Origin of the sequence: Helicobacter anatolicus (assembly GCF_021300615.1) — a bacterium.
In the GTDB taxonomy this organism is placed as follows: domain Bacteria; phylum Campylobacterota; class Campylobacteria; order Campylobacterales; family Helicobacteraceae; genus Helicobacter_H; species Helicobacter_H anatolicus.
This window is the reverse complement of record NZ_JAJTMY010000001.1, coordinates 370,478-389,976: the sequence shown is the minus strand read 5'-3', so window position 1 is coordinate 389,976 and position 19,499 is coordinate 370,478. Positions and strand designations below refer to the sequence as shown.

At 31.8% G+C, this 19,499-nt stretch carries 17 protein-coding genes; 5 read left to right on the top strand and 12 right to left on the bottom strand.

The features are described 5' to 3' along the window. Nucleotides 1-55 precede the first annotated feature (55 nt). From gatA to LW133_RS02060, 3 genes are read left to right on the top strand one after another with little or no spacing between them, the layout of a single operon-like run. Entirely contained in the window at nt 56-1,408 is a 1,353-nt protein-coding gene (gatA, locus tag LW133_RS02070; protein ID WP_233075914.1) for an Asp-tRNA(Asn)/Glu-tRNA(Gln) amidotransferase subunit GatA, read from the top strand. 10 nt (nt 1,409-1,418) lie between these two features. Then, nucleotides 1,419-2,864 (top strand): IMP dehydrogenase, encoded by a 1,446-nt coding sequence (guaB, locus tag LW133_RS02065; protein WP_233075912.1) that lies wholly within the window; start codon nt 1,419-1,421, stop codon nt 2,862-2,864. Next, nucleotides 2,857-3,543: an MnmC family methyltransferase gene (locus LW133_RS02060; protein ID WP_233075910.1), complete on the top strand. Its 687-nt coding sequence runs from the start codon at nt 2,857-2,859 to the stop codon at nt 3,541-3,543. Before guaB ends, LW133_RS02060 begins: the two co-directional genes overlap by 8 nt. A 73-nt stretch (nt 3,544-3,616) precedes the next feature. Here the strand turns inward: LW133_RS02060 and LW133_RS02055 are convergent, their stop codons facing one another. Genes LW133_RS02055 through glyS form a run of 6 tightly spaced genes read right to left on the bottom strand, consistent with a single transcriptional unit; the run spans nt 3,617 to nt 12,408 of the window. Then, nucleotides 3,617-4,561, bottom strand: coding sequence for a polysaccharide deacetylase family protein (locus tag LW133_RS02055; RefSeq protein WP_233075909.1), 945 nt, complete (start codon nt 4,559-4,561; stop codon nt 3,617-3,619). Nucleotides 4,562-4,596: 35 nt separating this feature from the next. Next, the gene (locus LW133_RS02050) at nt 4,597-4,881 is read right to left on the bottom strand and encodes a DUF3240 family protein (RefSeq protein ID WP_233075908.1); all 285 of its coding nucleotides are present in this window, start codon (nt 4,879-4,881) and stop codon (nt 4,597-4,599) included. A gap of 9 nt (nt 4,882-4,890) precedes the next feature. Further along, on the bottom strand, nt 4,891-7,944 hold the full coding sequence (locus tag LW133_RS02045) for an efflux RND transporter permease subunit (RefSeq protein WP_233075906.1): 3,054 nt from the start codon (nt 7,942-7,944) through the stop codon (nt 4,891-4,893). Nucleotides 7,945-7,949: 5 nt separating this feature from the next. Further along, on the bottom strand, nt 7,950-9,005 hold the full coding sequence (locus tag LW133_RS02040; protein WP_233075904.1) for an efflux RND transporter periplasmic adaptor subunit: 1,056 nt from the start codon (nt 9,003-9,005) through the stop codon (nt 7,950-7,952). Then, the gene (locus tag LW133_RS02035; RefSeq protein ID WP_233075901.1) at nt 9,002-10,231 is read right to left on the bottom strand and encodes a TolC family protein; all 1,230 of its coding nucleotides are present in this window, start codon (nt 10,229-10,231) and stop codon (nt 9,002-9,004) included. Before LW133_RS02035 ends, LW133_RS02040 begins: the two co-directional genes overlap by 4 nt. A 53-nt stretch (nt 10,232-10,284) precedes the next feature. Next, entirely contained in the window at nt 10,285-12,408 is a 2,124-nt protein-coding gene (gene glyS / locus LW133_RS02030) for a glycine--tRNA ligase subunit beta (RefSeq protein ID WP_233075900.1), read from the bottom strand. 209 nt (nt 12,409-12,617) lie between these two features. Here glyS and LW133_RS02025 point away from each other — a divergent pair, with 209 nt between their 5' ends. Then, nucleotides 12,618-13,202, top strand: a complete 585-nt coding sequence (locus tag LW133_RS02025) for a hypothetical protein (RefSeq protein WP_233075898.1) — start codon at nt 12,618-12,620, stop codon at nt 13,200-13,202. An 8-nt stretch (nt 13,203-13,210) separates the two neighbouring features. Then, nucleotides 13,211-14,683, top strand: a complete 1,473-nt coding sequence (gene gpmI / locus LW133_RS02020) for a 2,3-bisphosphoglycerate-independent phosphoglycerate mutase (RefSeq protein WP_233075895.1) — start codon at nt 13,211-13,213, stop codon at nt 14,681-14,683. On the opposite strand, the gene LW133_RS02015 is transcribed toward gpmI, so the two are convergent. From LW133_RS02015 to LW133_RS01990, 6 genes are all read right to left on the bottom strand, one after another. Continuing rightward, entirely contained in the window at nt 14,684-15,565 is an 882-nt protein-coding gene (locus LW133_RS02015) for a hypothetical protein (protein WP_233075893.1), read from the bottom strand. Nucleotides 15,566-15,648: 83 nt separating this feature from the next. Beyond that, complete coding sequence (locus tag LW133_RS02010; protein ID WP_233075891.1) at nt 15,649-15,807, bottom strand: hypothetical protein; 159 nt, start codon at nt 15,805-15,807, stop codon at nt 15,649-15,651. After that, on the bottom strand, nt 15,792-16,619 hold the full coding sequence (locus LW133_RS02005; protein ID WP_233075889.1) for a metal ABC transporter permease: 828 nt from the start codon (nt 16,617-16,619) through the stop codon (nt 15,792-15,794). The genes LW133_RS02010 and LW133_RS02005 overlap by 16 nt, the downstream gene beginning before the upstream one ends. Continuing rightward, a complete protein-coding gene (locus LW133_RS02000; RefSeq protein WP_233075887.1) occupies nt 16,612-17,961 on the bottom strand; it encodes an FAD-dependent oxidoreductase in 1,350 nt (449 codons plus the stop codon). The genes LW133_RS02005 and LW133_RS02000 overlap by 8 nt, the downstream gene beginning before the upstream one ends. Then, complete coding sequence (locus LW133_RS01995) at nt 17,958-18,680, bottom strand: metal ABC transporter ATP-binding protein (RefSeq protein ID WP_233075885.1); 723 nt, start codon at nt 18,678-18,680, stop codon at nt 17,958-17,960. Before LW133_RS01995 ends, LW133_RS02000 begins: the two co-directional genes overlap by 4 nt. Beyond that, nucleotides 18,677-19,498 (bottom strand): metal ABC transporter solute-binding protein, Zn/Mn family, encoded by an 822-nt coding sequence (locus LW133_RS01990; RefSeq protein WP_233075882.1) that lies wholly within the window; start codon nt 19,496-19,498, stop codon nt 18,677-18,679. Before LW133_RS01990 ends, LW133_RS01995 begins: the two co-directional genes overlap by 4 nt. Between the last annotated feature and the right edge of the window lies 1 nt (nt 19,499).

Genomic DNA, 19,499 nt, shown 5'->3' with positions numbered 1-19,499 from the left:
TATAATTTTCAAATTTTTAAAAAATTTTAAATGAAACCATAAGGATAATAGTATTATGATTACCTTAAAAGAAGCACTAAAACTTAGCGAATCTGAACTTACAGATATTAAAAAAGAAATCTTAGAATCTGCTCAAAAAAGCGAACTAAATGCCTATGTTGGCGATATACAATCAAGCATGCCAAATAAAATCCCTATTCTAATTAAAGACAATATTAATGTCAAAGGATGGGAGATTACTTGTGCGAGCAATATCCTCAAAAATTATATTGCTCCCTATAACGCTAGCGTGATTGAAAAAATGCACAATCATTCTCTTTGTGGTTTTGGGCGTGCCAATATGGATGAATTTGCCATGGGAAGCACCACAGAAAACAGTATCTATGGAATTACAAAAAATCCAAGAAATCTTTCACATGTGCCTGGTGGAAGCTCTGGAGGAAGTGCAGCAGCTGTTGCAGGAGGTATTGCTATAGCAGCACTTGGAAGTGATACAGGAGGATCAATTAGACAGCCTGCGGCATATTGTGGATGCGTAGGTTTAAAGCCTACCTATGGAAGTGTAAGCCGATATGGTCTTATTGCTTATAGTTCAAGCCTTGATCAAATCGGACCTATCACCCAAAATGTTGAAGATTGTGCAATTTTATTTGATATTATCAAAGGGCATGATCCAAAAGATTCTACAAGTGCAAATATCATACAAGAACCTTGCTTTTCAAAACTCAATCCGCAAAGAAAATTAAAGATTGCTATTTTAAAAGATTTAGTAGAAAATGCAAGTGATACAATCAAAAATGCTTATTTTGAAACCATTGAAATATTAAAAAAAATGGGACATACTATCGTAGAAAAAACTATGAAACACACTGAATATCATATTGCTACATACTATATCATCTGTGCTGCAGAAGCAAGCTCTAATCTTGCAAGATTTGATGGCGTACGCTATGGAAATCGTTGTAAAAATCCACAAAATCTCAAAGACCTCTATCTACAAACAAGAACACAGGGTTTTGGTGAGGAAGTAAAAAACAGAATCTTGCTAGGAAGTTTTGTTTTAAGTAGCGGTTATTATGATGCTTATTATCTCAAAGCTCAAAAAATTAGAGAAATGATCAAAGAAGAGTATCGTGCGATTTTTATGGATTGTGATAGTATTTTTATCCCTGTCGCACCTGATGTAGCACCAAAATTTGGTAGCACATCTTCACCACTTGAAATGTATTTAAGTGATATTTATACAATCGGTGTTAATCTTGCAGGACTCCCTGCACTATCCCTTCCTGTAGGAATTGCACAAGATAATCTACCTATTGGAATGCAATTTATTGGTAAAGCATTTGATGAACAAAGTATTTTGGATGCTGCCTATGGTTTAGAGCAAGAATTACAATTAAAATTTTAAGGAGATTGAGATGAAAATTGTGCAAAAAGCTTTAACTTTTGAAGATATTTTACTAATTCCAGCCTATTCTGAGATTTTGCCTAAAGAAGTAAGTCTAGAAACCAAACTTACCAAAAATATTGCTCTAAATATTCCTTTTGTTTCTGCAGCAATGGATACAGTCACGGAACATAAAACTGCGATTGCTATGGCAAGACTTGGAGGTATCGGAATTATTCATAAAAACATGGATATAGAAAATCAAGTAAAAGAAATTAAAAGAGTAAAAAAATCAGAAAATGGAATTATTATTGATCCTATATCTATCCGTGCAGATAAAACACTAGCAGATACCAAAAAAATTACAGAAAATTATAAAATCTCTGGTGTTCCTGTTATAGATGATAATGGCATATTAATTGGGATTCTCACTAATCGGGATCTACGCTTTGAAACAGATATGAATAAAAAAGTTGGTGATGTTATGACAAAAGCCCCATTGATTACTGCACCAGTAGGTATAGATCTAGATCAGGCACGAGAAATTATGCATCAAAATCGTATTGAAAAACTCCCCATTGTAGATCAAGATCAAAAACTCAAAGGACTTGCAACAATCAAAGATATCCAAAAACGCCTCACCTATCCTAATGCAAATAAAGATAATTTAGGAAGATTACGCGTAGGTGGAGCAATTGGTGTAGGACAACTTGATAGAGCTGAAGCACTAATTCAGGCTGGCGTAGATGTATTAGTACTTGATAGTGCACATGGACATTCTATCAATGTAATTAAAACTCTTGAAAAAATCAAAAAGAATTTTAATATCGATGTAATTGTAGGTAATGTTGTAACTGCAAAAGCTACGCAAGATCTCATTAATGCAGGTGCAGACGCAGTGAAAGTAGGTATTGGACCAGGAAGTATTTGTACAACAAGAATTGTAGCAGGTGTTGGAATGCCTCAAATCTCTGCCATTGAAAATTGTGTCAATGTTGCTGCAAAATATAATGTTCCTATTATCGCAGATGGTGGTATCAAATACTCTGGTGATGTCGCAAAAGCTCTAGCTATAGGTGCTTCTAGCGTGATGGTTGGCAGCCTCCTTGCTGGTACACACGAATCTCCTGGAGATCTTGTTCTTTATCAAGGAAGACAATATAAAACCTATCGTGGTATGGGTAGTATTGGAGCAATGACAAAAGGAAGTTCTGATCGTTATTTCCAAGAAGGTACTGCACAAGATAAACTTGTACCAGAAGGTATTGAAGGGCGTGTTCCTTATCGTGGAAAAATCGCTGATGTTATTCATCAACTCTCTGGAGGCTTACGCTCTTCGATGGGATATTTAGGAAGTAAAGATATTCCAACATTATGGAAAAGGGCAGAATTTGTGGAAATCACTGCGGCTGGCTTGAGAGAATCTCATGTGCATGATGTAGATATCACTAAAGAAGCTCCAAATTATCATGGATAAAAAGCTCCAAAGTGCAGATGGGAGCATTACTTATTATAGCCATCTTTTTGATGAGTGCTACCATAGCCTCAAAGATGGCGCATATAATGAAACAATCCACAAATACATAAAACCACCCTTTTTATTTGGTAATTTTTCTAATCGTCCACTAAAGATTCTAGATATTTGCTTTGGGCTGGGTTATAATAGTTTTTTAAGCTTTGAAGCCTATAAAAATTATCCTTATCTTGTACAAATTATTGCACCAGAAATTGATAAAAGCGTATTGGATAAAATTGCCTTACTAAATTATCCTAATCTTACCCTTGATAAGACAAAGATCTTACAACAAATTAAAAATCAATGCCCTGTGCAACTTGCTCCGAATTTCACACTACAAGTACATTTTTGCGATGCACTTATTTTTATCCCAACATTGCAAGATATCGATATTATCTATCTAGACGCATTTTCTCAAAAATCCACCCCACAATTTTGGAATCAAAATTTTTTTGAAATACTATATAAAATCCTTAAGTCTGATGGAATGATAATGAGCTATTCCACACATAAAACTATCTATCAAAATGCCAAAAAAGTGGGATTTAGAGTATATAAATATGATAATCAAGTCTGTAGAAAAAGTTCAATTTTTACAAAAAACCTCATCTTGAATAATGAAAAATTAGAAATAATTTAAACTCCTATTTAAAATAATTTTGTCAAACTCTAAAATCTCCTAATGCTTCTACGCCATTATAAAAATCTTTAAACTATACCAAATTGCCAAAAGTTGGAATGCCAAATAAAAATTCACTACAATCATACCTAGGCAATCTCTGTTTATAATGAAGAAAATCTTTTAATTCTACATCTCTAGATTCTGAACTAAAAGAAAAATCACATCTTTGATTTTCTAAAATTTTCTGAGTAGTTTTTGTAAAAGTATCACACATTCCATAAGGATAACAAAATAATTTTGGTTCTAAGGTGCCGAAAAGATTTTCCAAAAATTGAAAAGATTCTGCAATTTCTTGTTCTTGTGATTTTTTATCCAAATCTGATAAAATATAATGATTTACACTATGAGAACCAATCATTTGATTTTTATATATATTTTTCAACTCTTCTATTGCTATATAAAATTCACTAAAAATCTTCTCTTCTTCCTCATTAAGCTCCAATGCTATCTTATTTAAAAATTTCTCTCTAAGACTATAATTTTTTAAACTATTGAAAAATTTCTTGAATTCTGTAATAAAAAATATTTCATCATAATCAGATCTTAAGATACCAACAATCTTTTTTAGGAAAAAATCTTTTGCTAAAAAATTTCCAATTGTTACCAACTTTTTACCCCCATGCTTACCTAGCAAATAATAAATCTTATGCACATCTAAAACTTTTTTATTTTGATATATTCCTGTTGGAATAAAAAAGATTCCAAAAAGACCACGCCTCTTAAGTTCTGGCAACACCAATGTAAAATGCTCTCTATAAGCATCATCAAAAGTCAATAAAATTTTTCCTTTAATTCTATGAAAGTTTGCAAAATTTGAAGGTTTTTGACATAAAGATAAAAAATCCTCCAATTTAACAAAACCATATTTATTTTCAAAAAAATCAAGCTGTCTGCAAAAATTCTCAAAAGAAAGATATTTAAAAAAAGGGAAATTTGTATCAAATTTTCTAATAAAGTGATAAGTAATCACCCTCATACCACACCTCTACCCCCTTCTTTTACAATCTCATCTTAGATATTTTCTTTATCTTTGTTCTTTTTATCCGTATAAATAAAATAACGATTTTCTTCCAAATCACTAAGCCAGGAAACTACTTCTTTAATCTGTTTTTTTTTGGCAAATACCTTAATCATCACATAATCTTTTCTACCACTTACTTTTTCTTTTTCACTCACCAAAAGATCTTTTGTTGCATATCTTTGTGCTTCAAAACAATAAAAATTATCTAATCCTTTCTCTAAAAATAAATCCACAATTTTATCTTTTAATTCTGCCTCTAAATAAATTTCTAACATAAACCCTCTTTATATCGTAATCTTTTTTGCAATCGCTTTAAACATTGGTGGCAAAATCAATAAAGTCAACATACTTGAAGTTACAAGTCCGCCCAAAACAACTATCGCAAGTGGCTTTTGCACTTCTGATCCCACACCATCTGAAAGTAGCATCGGGATAAGCCCTAATGCCGCGATACAAGCCGTCATTAATACAGGTCTTAGTCTTCGCTTTGCACCTCTTTCTACTGCCTCATCTACACTATATCCTTGTGCAATCAATTCTCTAAAATACCCCACCATTACCACACCATTTAATACCGCGATTCCAAAAAGTGCAATAAATCCAACACTTGCAGGTACAGAAATATACTGCCCTGTTGCAAACAATGAAACAAGTCCACCAGTCACTGCAAAAGGAATGTTTAATAAAATAAGTAAGGATAAAGGAATGCTTTTAAAAGTAAAAAATAAAATAAAGAAAATAAATACAATACTTAATGGTATTACTGTAGAAAGCCTTGCATTTGCTCTTTGCTGATTTTCAAATTGTCCACCATAAGTGATAAAATATCCATTAGGCATTTTTACTTCTTGTTTGATTTTACTCTGCACTTCTTGCACAAAACCACCCAAATCTCTATTTTCTACATTACTTCTAATTACACTATATCTTCTTGCGTTTTCACGATAAATTGTTACAGGGCCATCGACCTCCTGAATTTGTGCAATTGAACTAATTGGCACAGGAAGATCTTTTTCTGAACTCATTTCTAAACTTTTTAACATTGTAATATCTTTAGAAATTTCACTATTTTGTCGAATCAAAACTGGAATTCTTGCAGTTCCTTGAGGAATATATTCTACAATAATACCCTCTAGGGAAGATTTCATGAATCTTGAAAACTCTTCTGTTGTAATCCCCACATTTGCCATTACGCGCTTATTTGGAATTACATACAAATAATTTACCCCCTTATTTAATGCAGTAAAAACTTGACTAGCACCACGAACTTTTTCAATAATTTCTACAATTTGTGAACTAATATTATTAAGTGTATCAATATCATCACCAAAAACCTTAATTGCTAAATCCCCTCTTACACCTGTTAACATTTCAGATACACGCATATCAATTGGCTGTGTATAAGTAAAACTTATCCCCCTAAACCCATCGAGTTGGTCATGGATTTTTTGTATCAACTCTTCTTTATTTTTTACCCCCCATTCTTTTTTAGGAATAAAAGAAACAAAAATATCTGTTTGATTAAACCCAGATAAATCTAACCCTAATTCATCAGAACCAGTCCGCCCCACAACAGACTTAATCTCTTTGATTTCTCTGAGTTGTTGCTGGATTCTCAACATCAATTCCTTGGATTGATCTATAGAAACCGATGGACTTGTTTCAATCGTCAAAACTAAATCTCCCTCATCTAAAGTTGGCATAAAAGATTTACCAATATAGGGAAAAAGCGAAAAACAAATAATTAAAAATACAAAAGCTCCGATAAATACTATTTTGCTATGTTTAAGACAAAATTCCAAAGCTGGATCATAAAATTTATGCAACATTCTCACTAAAAAAGTTTCATGATGATCTTTTGATTTTAAAACAATAGAACTCACTACAGGAATCACACTCATTGCTAAAATCAATGATCCAAGCAAGGCAAATACAATACTAAGTGCTAGAGGTCTAAACATTTTTCCTTCTAAACCCTCTAGCGTCAAAATAGGTACAAAAAAGACAATAATAATCAAAATCCCACTAAATACTGATGTAGAGATCTCAGCACAAGCACGATAAATAAGATGTAATTTTGTTAATGTCTTATTTGTACTTAGCTTTTCAAAAGCATTTTCCACCATAACCACAGCAGAATCTACTAATATTCCAATTGCAATAGCCAATCCCCCAAGACTCATTAAATTTGCAGTGATTCCATATTTTTTCATCAAAATAAAAGCAATTCCTAAAGCAAGAGGCAAGATTACACTCACCGTAACCGCCGCACGTAAATCACCCAAAAATAAAAATAAAGTAATTACAATCAAGATGATTGCCTCAATAAGCGTCTTACTTACTGTATCTACAGCTTTTTGAGTAAGGTCAGATCGATCATAATAAACATTAATACTCAATTCTTTTGGTAAAATATTTTTCAACTCTTCAAATTTTTCATAAATTCTTTGGATAGTTTCTTTGGAATTTGATCCCTTCACAGAGAGAACCAAACCACCTACCGCTTCACCCTTACCATCCTTTGTTAAAAATCCAAGCCTTGTTCTATAACTTGAAACCACATTACAAAAATCCCCCAATCTTAAATAACCATTTTTTGTAGGAATTGTGATATTTCTAATGGATTCTTCATCTAGTGATGCGGATTGTATTTTTACCAAAAAAGTCTCACCACTGCGATCGACTTTTCCCGCACCATCATTCTTTAAATTTTCCTTTAAAACCTGTTGTAAGTCACTAATACTTACCCCAAGCCTTGCCATATCGTTAAAATCTGGGACAACTGCGATAGCCTTTGCATATCCACCCATAGAATTCACATCTGCTACCCCACGAATACTTCTTAAAGCTGGACGAATGGTAAAATCCATAATTTCACGCTTTTTAATCTCTGACATATCTCCATCAATAGTAAACATAAACATATCTGACAATGGGCTTACAATCGGTCCTAAAGTAACACTTACACCCTCTGGCAAATCATCAAGTATTCCCGTAATTCGTTCGCTTACCATATTTCTAGCACGATAAATATCAACATCATCTTCAAAATCCAAGGTAATATCTGCAATTGCATACTTAGAAATGCTACGCAAAGATTTTTCCCCTTGTAGTCCCAAAAGTTCTAATTCCAAAGGGCGAATCACACGATTTTCCACTTCTTCAGGTGCCATTCCCGGAGCTTTAATAACAAGCTTTACTTGTGTTGAAGAAATATCTGGAAATGCATCAATAGGTATGGTTAAAAAGCTATAACCCCCAAATACCAACAAACCCAATGCACAAAGAATTATCATGATTCTTTGACGCAAAGAAAATTCTATAATTCTTTTTAGCATATTTTTTAATCTCCTATATTATTCATTATACCCTTAAGTGTAATAATTGCACCTGTTGCAATTACATCCCCTGCCTTAATTTGATTAAAAGAATCTACAATAAATGCTTTATTTTTTTCTTCCAAAATTTTAACTTTTATGGGTAGGAATCCTGATTTTGTTTTTTTAAACACGAGATAATCATTCTCGCTTTTAATCACCGTATCTGATGGAATTACTAAAGAGTTTTTAGAAAAACTTCCATCTACATAAAGTTCAATAGTTTCTCCAACTTTATAACGAGTTTGATTAAGCAAAGCAGTAGCTACCACTGTATTTGTTGTGTGATCTATTACTACAGAAATTGTTTTAATCTCTCCAACATACTCACCTAATTTATTAAAAACTTTTGCACCTGTTTTTACATAATTTGCCATATTAATAGGCACACGAAGATAGGCTAATAAATCTACACCATCTGTAATACGGATGTAAGGAGTAAATGCAAAAATTTTTTCCCCTGTTTGCTTAGGCGCAATAGCTAAAACTCCACTTTCTTTTGCAATAATACGAAAACCAAATTCTCCCTTTGGATTTTTAGAATCAATTCCAAAAGTATTAAATGTTGTCTGAAGTTGCATAACCTTTAGACGTAATTCATTGGCATTAAGATAACTTACTTGATATTCTCTTTGAGAAATCACTCCAGATTTAAAAAGTTTTTTATCTTTTGCTTCAATTTCTTGCGCAATTCTATAGCGATTTTGTGCATTTTCCAACTCAAAAAATAAATTATTTAATTCATTAGAACTAATCTCACAAATCACATCGCCTTTTTGCACCTTCTCCCCACCTCTTTTATGTAACGCTACCACAATCGCATCAATTGTAGAACTTTGTGTAATCGAAGTTTTAGAATCAAAATCTACATATGCATTAAAAGGTATTCCTTTTGTTTTTACGCCTTCGCCCACAACAATAGTTCGTATTCCTAATTTTTTAATTTCATTAGCAGAGATTTTTACCTCATCATATGCATAAATACCACATAACATTCCTAATACTACTAAGAATTTTTTCATTTTTTTCCTTTCTGCAATACAACACCCAAAGTCTCTTCTAAAAGAGTTTGTGTTTGTATATAATCCATTTTTGCATTAATTAAAGTAATTAAAGAATCCATATAAGCATTTTGATAAGCAAGATATTCAAAAAGGCTAACCTTTTGTGCTTCATAGGCAGTCTTACTCATATCTACCAAAGCTTTTTTATTTTGTATACTTTCTTTTTGCAATTCAATATATTCTTTTTTAGTCTGCAATTGCTTATAGTAAGATTTTGCCTGCACTTGAATATTATTTTTTGTTACCTCCCCTTCACGCAAACTTGCACTTTGCAGCACAAGGTATTTTTTCTTCAAAAAATCATATTTTCTTGTAATGGGAATTGGAATTTGTAATCTAATAGATGCAAGATTTTCACTATGATTACCAATTGTTGTATTTTGCAACCCCGCCCCAATCTCAAAACTATCCCATCTTTCATAACTCGAAGCTTTTGCATTAATTCCATGATCTTTTGCACTTAAAGCAATAATTTCCAAATAAGGAGAATTTTTTATCAATTCCTCAAGTTCAGAAACTCTAACCCCAAGATAACCAAACTCTAAGCCTAAAACCTTAAACGCTACCTCTTTTTGCTCTTTTTGACTTAACCCAAGAAGTTTTAAAAGCGAACTTTCAAGATCAAATAATTCTTTTTCTATTTGAATTCTTGCAAGCTTAGCTTCATAATAGGAATTTTTAAAATTTACATAATCTTTTTTAGAAACACTACCTGCCTCAAACTTTGCCTTAGCAATTTGAAGTTGTGAAAGAAAATTTTGTTCTCTTTGTTTATAGATTTGATGTTTTTCATGTGCCAAAATATAGGAAAAATAAACCCTCTTTGCCCCAATAATTGCAATTTGCTTCATTAAATCATAGGTTTTTTTATATTGCAAGGTTTTAGTTTGCAAGCTTTCATTAAGCATTGCACTCACCCAAGGAAGTCTTGGAGTAATCATTAAAAGCGTTGTGCTTTCAATATTAAATTCTGTTGTCTTCCCCATAGCAATTTCACTCTCTATATACGAGGTTTTCCATGCCATTGAGGCCCTATAATCCTGTAATCCAGAATCCATTTGTGCTTTGTTTTTTATCAAATTAATAGAATTTTTTTCAACCCTATTGATAAATTGCTCATAATTCAACTCATAAGCAAATGCCAAAAGTTGCAAATGAACAATTAAAATTATTATTTTTTTCATCCATTCACCTAATTAAAAAATCTGTATTTAACATAAAAAAAATGAATTTTCTGTCAATTATTTATAGAACCAATTTCTTTAATATCTGCAATCTCCAAAAACTCCTTATAAATATGTGTAATAAGCTGTATGCGATTATTTTTAATTTTTTCATCATCTACATTTACCATAACATTATCAAAAAATCTATCTAAAAAAGGCTTTAGAGTGCAAAGATTTTGTATTTTTTCCACATAATTTGTTAAATCCTTTTGTTTAATTTTTTCATATTCTTGATAAAGAGATTTTTCTTCTTTTTGAACAAAAAGATCTGGCTTGATATTTTGTAATTCTATCTCTGCTTTCAAAAAATTTGCAACACGTTTAAAAGTAGCAGTCAATGCATCAGGATTGGAAGATAAAACAACATTGACTGCTTGCGTCTTTGCTACAATTTTGTTAATATCTTCTTCTTGTGTTGCTAAAACACTTTTCAAAAATACTGGATTTAGCATCAAAATTCCATCCATGCGTTCTATAAAAAAAGAAAAAATTTTATCAATATCAATGTTTTTATACCCTACCTTTTCTACAATTTCACACAAAAAACTACGCAATAAAAAGGGAAATTGGTTTTTAATTAGAATTTTTAAAATTCCACTTGCCATTCTTCTTAGCGCAAAAGGATCTTTAGAACCTGTAGGAATTTTCCCCACAGAAAAAAGCGTAAGAATATTATCAAAACGATAGGCCAAAGAAGCAAGGATTCCTACATCTGTATCTGGCAAAACAGAATCTTCGCCAAATGGCAAATATTGCTCTTTAATCCCCAAAGCTACATCACTATCTTTTTGCATTGCAAGAGCATAATAATATCCCATCACCCCCTGAAGGTTAGAAAATTCATATACCATCTCACTCAACAAATCTGCTTTTGAGATCTCAATACACTCTAATATCTTATCCTTTAATGCTTTATTTGCTCCATAAAGTCTAGTTAATAAGATTTGTGCAATCTGTTTTTCACGCACAACTTTATCTTGCATATTTCCTGCACCATCAATAAAAATAAGATTCTTAAGTCCTGTGTTACTTAAACCATTTTTTAAGTCATTTTCATAAAAAAACATTGCATCTTTTAATCTAGCTTTCAATACTTTTTCATTACCACTAAGAATTACTTCTTCTTCTTGCGTTGTAGCATTCCCCACCATCACAAAATGATGGCTTAATTGCTGTAAATTTTTTTCTTGATAAACCGCAAAATAGCGCTGATTTTCTTTCATAGAAGTAATAATCACCTCTTTTGGTAGCTTCAAAAATTCTTTTTCAAATTCTCCAAGCATTACCCTTGGACACTCTGTAATTGCCACTACTTCATCTAAAAGCTCTTCATCAATCTCTATAAAAACTTTTTTTGTTTTTTGTAGAGATTCTATATTTTTTAAAACCAATTCTCTACGCATATCTTGCTGTAAAATTACCCCACCTTGCGCAAGCTTTTGCTTATAATCTGTAAAATTTTTCACTTCTTGCCATACAAAACCAAAATCTCTATGTAATTGTGTTTGAGGCTTTCCGCAAATTCCATATGCTTGCAAAGACACAAAAATATCATCTAAAAATATCGCGATATTACGCACAGGACGAATAAAATCCTCCTGCACATCCCCCCATCTCATATGTTTCCCAAAATGCAAGCTCATCAAAAATTTATGCACAATAGGTGCAATAATATTTTTTACCTCCATACCTTTTTCCACATTTACCGCAAAAAGCACTTCCTTTCCCTGCTTTTCTCTAAATTGTAAATTCTCTAGTTTTTGATGATTTTTTTTCAAAAATGCTTCACCTGCTGGTGTCATTGCTCCATTTTTATCGCCATTTTGAAATGCTACTTGCACAGGTGGACCATAAACTTCTAAAATCTTATCCTCTGTCATCAAAGGAAAATCCTTACACCAAATTACTATACGCCTTGGAGTATAGTAAAACTCACTCTTCGCACAAATTCCAAATTCTTTTAAAACACTTTCCCATTTTGTATGAAAATTCTTAAACTCTCTTAAAAAGGGGATTGCGGGTAATTCTTCCACCAAAATCTCAACAAATAATTCTGCCTTATTCAAACTACTTTCCTCACTCTTTACGCTTACATACAAACTGCAATTATAACCTAAACGCCCATTTTTTAGCATATTTTGTTTAGCAAAATAAGAATTTTTTAATACATTTTTTAATTTTACTTTCTTCTTATCACAACAAAAAATTAAAATTTTTCACGAAAAAATCGATCTTCATATACCAATAATTTTTAAGCCTAAAATATTTTACTAACAATGCAATAATGAAGTTTAAAGTTTTTCTTATTTTTTTATTCTCTTTTTTTCTTGATGCTAAGATTCCTATGCAAACTTTACAAGGAGATTGCAATCATCCCAAAAATTTTACAAAAGATCAAAAATCTGTCATTCTTAGAGCCTATCACTACGGAAATAAAAAGGATTTTGGCTATACAATGGCAGCAATTGCATGGCAAGAATCTTGTGCAGGAAAATATCTGTTAAATTTTTCTGATCCAAGTGCAGGAATCTATCATGCCCTCATTCCAGTTGTCATTAAAAAATACTCTAAACTCAAAAATACTTCTTTTAATAGAAATCTTGTTGGACAAATTCTTATTGAAAATCATGATTTTGCCTCACAAGTAGCACTAGAACAACTTCTAGAATGGGAAAAAATCTTTAAAAAAGACTATAAAAAAATCATCAAGTCTTATCACAAAGGTACTGCATGGAAAAAAAATCAAGCAAGCAATCAAAAAGCAGAACGCTATTTTAAAGATATCCAAGAAAAAATTCGTCTCCTTAAGCTTTTTATTCCACAATTTTTAGCCGAAGAAAGGATGATGAAAATCCAAAAACCATCTGTTTTTAAAAAAACTGATACAATACCTAGTAAAGAAACAAAATTTTATCTTCTCTCTGAATAGGAGCTCATATGTCTCAAAAAACTATTTTAATTATTACAGATGGTATTGGACACAATCCCGACCATAACTACAATGCCTTTGCAAATGCCAAAAAACCCACTTATGATTGGTTGTTTGAAAATATTCCTCATTCTCTTATCCATACCTATGGCGAGCATGTAGGATTGCCAGATGGACAAATGGGAAACTCTGAGGTTGGGCACATGAGTCTAGGAAGTGGGCAAATTATCTATCAAGACTTAGTAAAAATTAATCGTTCTATTCAAGAAAATACATTAAAAGACAATAAGATTTTACAAAATTTTCTTCAAAAAAATAAAAGGATTCATCTTTGTGGTCTGCTTAGTAATGGCGGTGTACATTCCCACATAGAACATTTCATTGCGTTATTAAAAATTGCACAATCCTATCAAAAACAAATATTTTTACATCTTATTGGTGATGGTAGAGATGTATTACCCCAAACACTAAAAACTTTTATCAAACAAATCCTACCTTTTTGTAATCAAAATACCACAATTGCGACTTTAAGTGGAAGATTTTACGCAATGGATAGAGATAAACGCTGGGAAAGAATAAATCAAGCATATCAGGCTATTGCAAATGGAAAAAACTCTACAAAACTCCCTATTTTAGATTATATAGAGCAATCTTATCATCAAGAAATTTATGATGAATTTATCATTCCTGCAAGCTTTCATGATTATACAGGATTTAAAGATGGCGATGGATTTTTATTTAGCAACTTTAGAAGTGATAGAGCTAGAGAAATTATTGAAGCAATTGACAAAAAAGCACCTATTGATTCCCTTAACCCTGCAAAAATTGATATTGTTACCATGACAGAATATGACAAAAACTTTACTTACCCTATTTTATTTTCTAAAGAAAATATCGCAAATTGTCTTGCAAAAATCATTGCAGAGCACCAACTCACACAAGCACATGTCGCAGAAACTGAAAAATACGCACATGTAACCTTTTTCTTTAATGGAGGAATTGAAGAGCCATTTATGGGTGAAACACGCGCACTAATTGCCTCTCCAAAAGTCAAAACCTATGATTTGCAACCTGAAATGAGTGCAAAGGAAGTAGGTGATGCTGTGCTAAATTTTATAAAACAAAAAGTTGATTTTATCGTTGTAAATTTTGCAAATGGTGATATGGTAGGGCACACAGGAAATTATGAAGCCTCTATTAAAGCAGTAGAAGCAGTAGATAAAGAGTTGGGAAGAATCTTTAAAGAAGCAAAAGATAAAGACTATGCTATTATCCTTACAAGCGATCATGGAAATTGTGAAAAAATGCAAGATTCTAATGGTAAAATTCTTACAAATCACACAGTGGGGGATGTTTGGTGTTTTGTTTTTGCAGAGGGTATAAAAACCCTACAAAATGGAAATCTTAGTAATATTGCTCCAAGTGTCTTAAAAATTATGGGGTTACCCATCCCTAAAGAAATGCACTCCCCTCTTTTTTAATTAAAAAACATAAGCAATGCTTACACCAAAAGAACGTGTAAAGTTTTTTGGTTCCACATAATTACCTTTTGCTACACCATTTTGTGTTGCAGTTACAATATTAGAATTTTCAACTCCCCAATATTCATAATGTACTTTTACACGCAACGCGCCACCATTATCGAAATAAAATTTTGATCCAAAGCCAATTCTAATTCCATAACCTTCTTTTTGTATAAAATATAAATCCTTGTCATAACCTAAATCTGAAAACCCGCTTGTATTATGTCCTAGTAAAAAAAAGCGATATTCAAATTCTCCAACAAGTGAAATTTTTGGATTAATAGGAATCTCACCATCAATCCCGATAGGTAAATATAAATACCCCTGATTCCTAAAATAACTTGCCTGAACCCCGGGATTATCGATTACAAAATTATGTAAAAATCTATATCCTAGCCCCAAATAAGCAAAAATCAATTCCTTATTATGCTGCCACAAATTTAAACCAAATTTTGTGCTTACTCCCACATACCAATCTGTAGATTTTGCATTATAAGGAGTACGAGTTTGTGTTTCATGACTTTGCAGGGCACCATTGTATTTATTTGCCCCAAAATGTGTGGCAAAATAACCATCTAACTGAAATTTAAAAAGTTTTTTCGTGATACCAAAATCCCCATAAAAATTAATCATTGGACCATGAATATTCATTACTTTTGGTTCTTCATAATGATAGTAATCTATCCCTAAACCAGCACTACCACTCAAAATTATACTAGGAAAAGGGACTTGCTGTTGATGTTGGCGAGTTTTTCTTACAGAACTCTTTCTTGCATAACGCGTATTTGCTGCTTCCAAACACAAACAACTTATTAAAAATAAAATTAAATACTTTTTCACTTTCTGGCCTTAATGCTATTAAAAAATATAAATTCTTTTATTATATTTATTATTTTTTAATAGGAGAAACTAGGCTTATAAATTCACAAAGATCGTGGAAGAATTTTTTCTACTTTTTGTTGTAAATCTCTAATTTCTCGTGTTTGTTGTGCAACTATATTTGCCAAAATTCCCATGGTAATAAATAAAAATACAAATAAAAATGCACAAATTAAACCAAAAATTACTAATCTTTTTTCCATATCATCCTTCTTAAAAATACCTTAAAACAAAGTGCCAAAATCATACATAACACCGAAACTACCACAACACAAGCACCTACACTCAAATCCATGCTAAAAGCCATAAAAAATCCAGACCACATAAAAATTAAAGACAAAAACCAAGAAAGAAACATTTGTTGTTTCAAAGAAGAAGTAAATAAATTTGCAATATATGCAGGGATTGAAAGAATCGAAACCACTAAAATCAAACCTGCAACACTCATACTCATTACAATCCCCAACGCAATAAATACAAACACAATAATTTGAAAAAATCCTGTATTTATTTCCTTAAGCTTACAAAATTCACTATCATAAAAAACACTTAAAATTTCGTTGTAAAAAACTACTATAAATAAAATTAACACAAAATTAAAAATAGCAATTTGATATAAATCCTGCGTACTCACCGCCAAAATCGATCCAAACAAATAGCTTGAAATATCCCTGCCATACCCTTGAGAAACATCAATACATAAAATACCAATCGCCATTCCCAATGACCACAATGCAGCTACATAACTATCTAAAAAATTTTTATATCTTAACGAAGCAAAAGCCACAAACAATGCCATCAAAACTGCTGCGACACTTGCACCAATTGTTGTGTTAATTCCAAAAAATAATGCTAATCCCACGCCACCAAAAGCACCATGCGCAACCCCACCTGTCAAAAAAACACTCTTGCTAGATACAACAATAGTTCCTATAATCCCCGCACAAATACTTACCAAAAATGATGCGACAAAAGCATTCCATAAAAATGGGTAGGTCGCAAAAAAATCAAGCATTTAATTCTTCTGGTGAAAGATCCTTTAAAAATCTCTCTTTGTCAAAAGTCTTATTCAAATAAGCCACAATCTCTTCAGTGTCAATCATAGCATTTTGCAAACAACTTGTAGCACCAGGTGATGGCGTCATATTAAAAGTAATACCTCTTTGTGTGGCAATTTTTTTCTCACCCAATACTAATTGCTTTGCGGTTCTATCTAAAACCTGTGGTCTTACTTCACCAAAACCTTCTGCATAATGCAAATCAGAGAATTTTAGAGAAGGTATGATCTTTTGTGCATCTTTAAGAAACTTTTTCTTACCAAAATAAGGCATTTCAAATACCATATTTTTTAAAACATAATCTCGAATTTCTTTATCCGACATTAAGTCCATCGCAATTTTAATAACATCCATATTGAGATCTAATTTCAAAAGTTCAGGACTAAGCTTACTAAACCAGTATTTCCCTCTCTCTAACTTTGGCATTGCCAAAGCTGTTGGTCCAATACGCGTTTTTCCCTTAATCACTACATCAGGATCCCCATGCAATGCTGCAAAAGGTAGTTTTGGATTCTGTACTGTATAGACCTTACCACGTAACAAATCAGGTACAAAATAAAAACTCCCTGCCACAGGTAAGCATCCCAAATCCATTCCATACCCCATACTTTGCGCAAGAGGTAATGCATAAGACCCCGCATCTACCAAAACAAATTTTGCATAAATTTCTTCATTATTCTTAGAAATGATTGCATAACCATCTCCTCTGGGTTCAATTTTTTTTACCCAATAATTTAAAAAAGTCTGATTATTTTTATTTTTTTCCATTCCCTCTTGAATAAAATGCTCACTTAAATATCCATAATTTAAAGCACACCAATCTTTTTCATACCCCATACCCACAACATCTTCAAATCTATCTCTACCATCTGCCCCTTCAATTACCTTAGGTTCTAAAATTTTAATTTTTTGTTTATCAAAAAATTCCATATCAGGAAAAACCGATCTAAATTCTTCAAAACGATTTTTCATTACATCACATTCTTTATCCCCTACACCAATTGCCATTTTTTGATTCTCAAAAATTGCCTTATTTTGTAAGTTTTTATTTAAAGCATAATTACGCACTTTTAAGGCTGACAAACGCACTTTTCTAGCTTTTTCTGCACTATAATTTGTCTCAATTGATCCATCATGGATAGTTTGAGAATTTGCTTTTGCATTTGAACTTACATTAGCCCATTTATCACATTTATCTACAATCGCAATGCTATTAATATCTGTATATTCGCTTAATACATAAAATGCAGCACAACCAGAAACACCACCACCAATAATTACTACATCAAAATCTCTCATTTTTTATCCTTTTCTAACATTTTGTTTAAAATGTCAATTTCACACACATGGCCATCTAAAGACAAGTCTAACTTTGGTATATCATGCCATACAGCCTCTTTGTTTACAGATAAAACACTAGAGGCAAAACCTAGCAAAACAGATATATCATGACTAATAACTATTATAGTATGAAATTCATTAAATTGCTTTAATAATTGATAAATTTCTTTTTGTGTCTTAGAATCAATATTTGAAGTTGGTTCATCTAAGACAATAATACTTGGATTTCCACACATCGCTCGCGCGATCAAAACCCTTTGTCGCTGCCCCCCTGAAAGTTCTCCAATCTTTTTTTTCGCCAAATGTGCTACTTCCAGCTTTTCTAAAATTTCCATAGCTTCATTTGTTTGCTCTTTTTTCGCCCGAAAACCAAACCATTTTGACTGCAAAAATCCCATTCTTACCACATCAATTACTTGGATAGGAAAATCACTATTAATACTAGTATCTTGTGGAACATACCCAATAAGGCTTTGTAAATTTTTTTTATAAATAATCTCGCCTTGACTTGGTCTTAATAATCCTAAAAGTAATTTTATAAGTGTTGTCTTTCCCCCACCATTTGGACCAATAATTGCCAAAAAGTCTTTTTCATATACTTTAAAATTTACATTTTTAAGCACAAATTCATTTCGATAAGCAAAACAGAGATCCTTGCATTCAATAAGCATATTCATTGTTCTGTGGCAATTTTTCTTGCCATCTCTAAGAGATTTTCACCCCAATTTGATGCAAAAGGATCTAGGGTAGAAATACGCATTTTATACTGCTGGGCCAAAAGCTCTACTTGCTTAGTAGAGAATTGTGGTTGAATATAAATCACTTTTAGTTTCTTTTCCTTAATTACTTCATAAATTTTTTGCATATGTTTAATTTTTGTTTCTTTATTATATGCTTCAATTGCCCACTCTTTCAAATTATATTCCCTAGCAAAATCCTCAAAAGCTGGGTGAAAGACCAAAAATTCCCTCTTTGCTTCAGATGTAGCAAAAATCTCTTTAATCCCTATATTAATCTCATCAATTTCTTTCAAAAACTTTTCCAAATTTCTTTTATAAATTTCAGAATTTTTAGAATCTAATGCACTAAAAACCTCATAAATTTTATAGGCTTGTTTTTTTGCAAAGTTCACAGAAAGCCAAACATGCTGATCACTCAAAATACCTTGTTCTTTTTTCTTTTTTATTTCTTCATCCATCAAAGAAAGATCAAAAAATTGCATTTTAGAGTTTGCACTCAAAAACCTATTTTTCCATTTTTCTTCAAATTCCATCCCTATACCAAAATAAACTTCTGCATTTTTTAAAAACATCATTTGAGATAATAAAGGTTCATAATTTTCTGGATTCTTATTTTTTGGTACAAGAACATAAGTTTCCACCAAATCTGCACCAATTTTTTTTACAAAAAATTCTTGAGGTTCAATACTTACTGCTACATTTATTTTTGCCTGTAAAAAAACAATTCCAAAGAAAAAAATCAAAATACTCTTCATA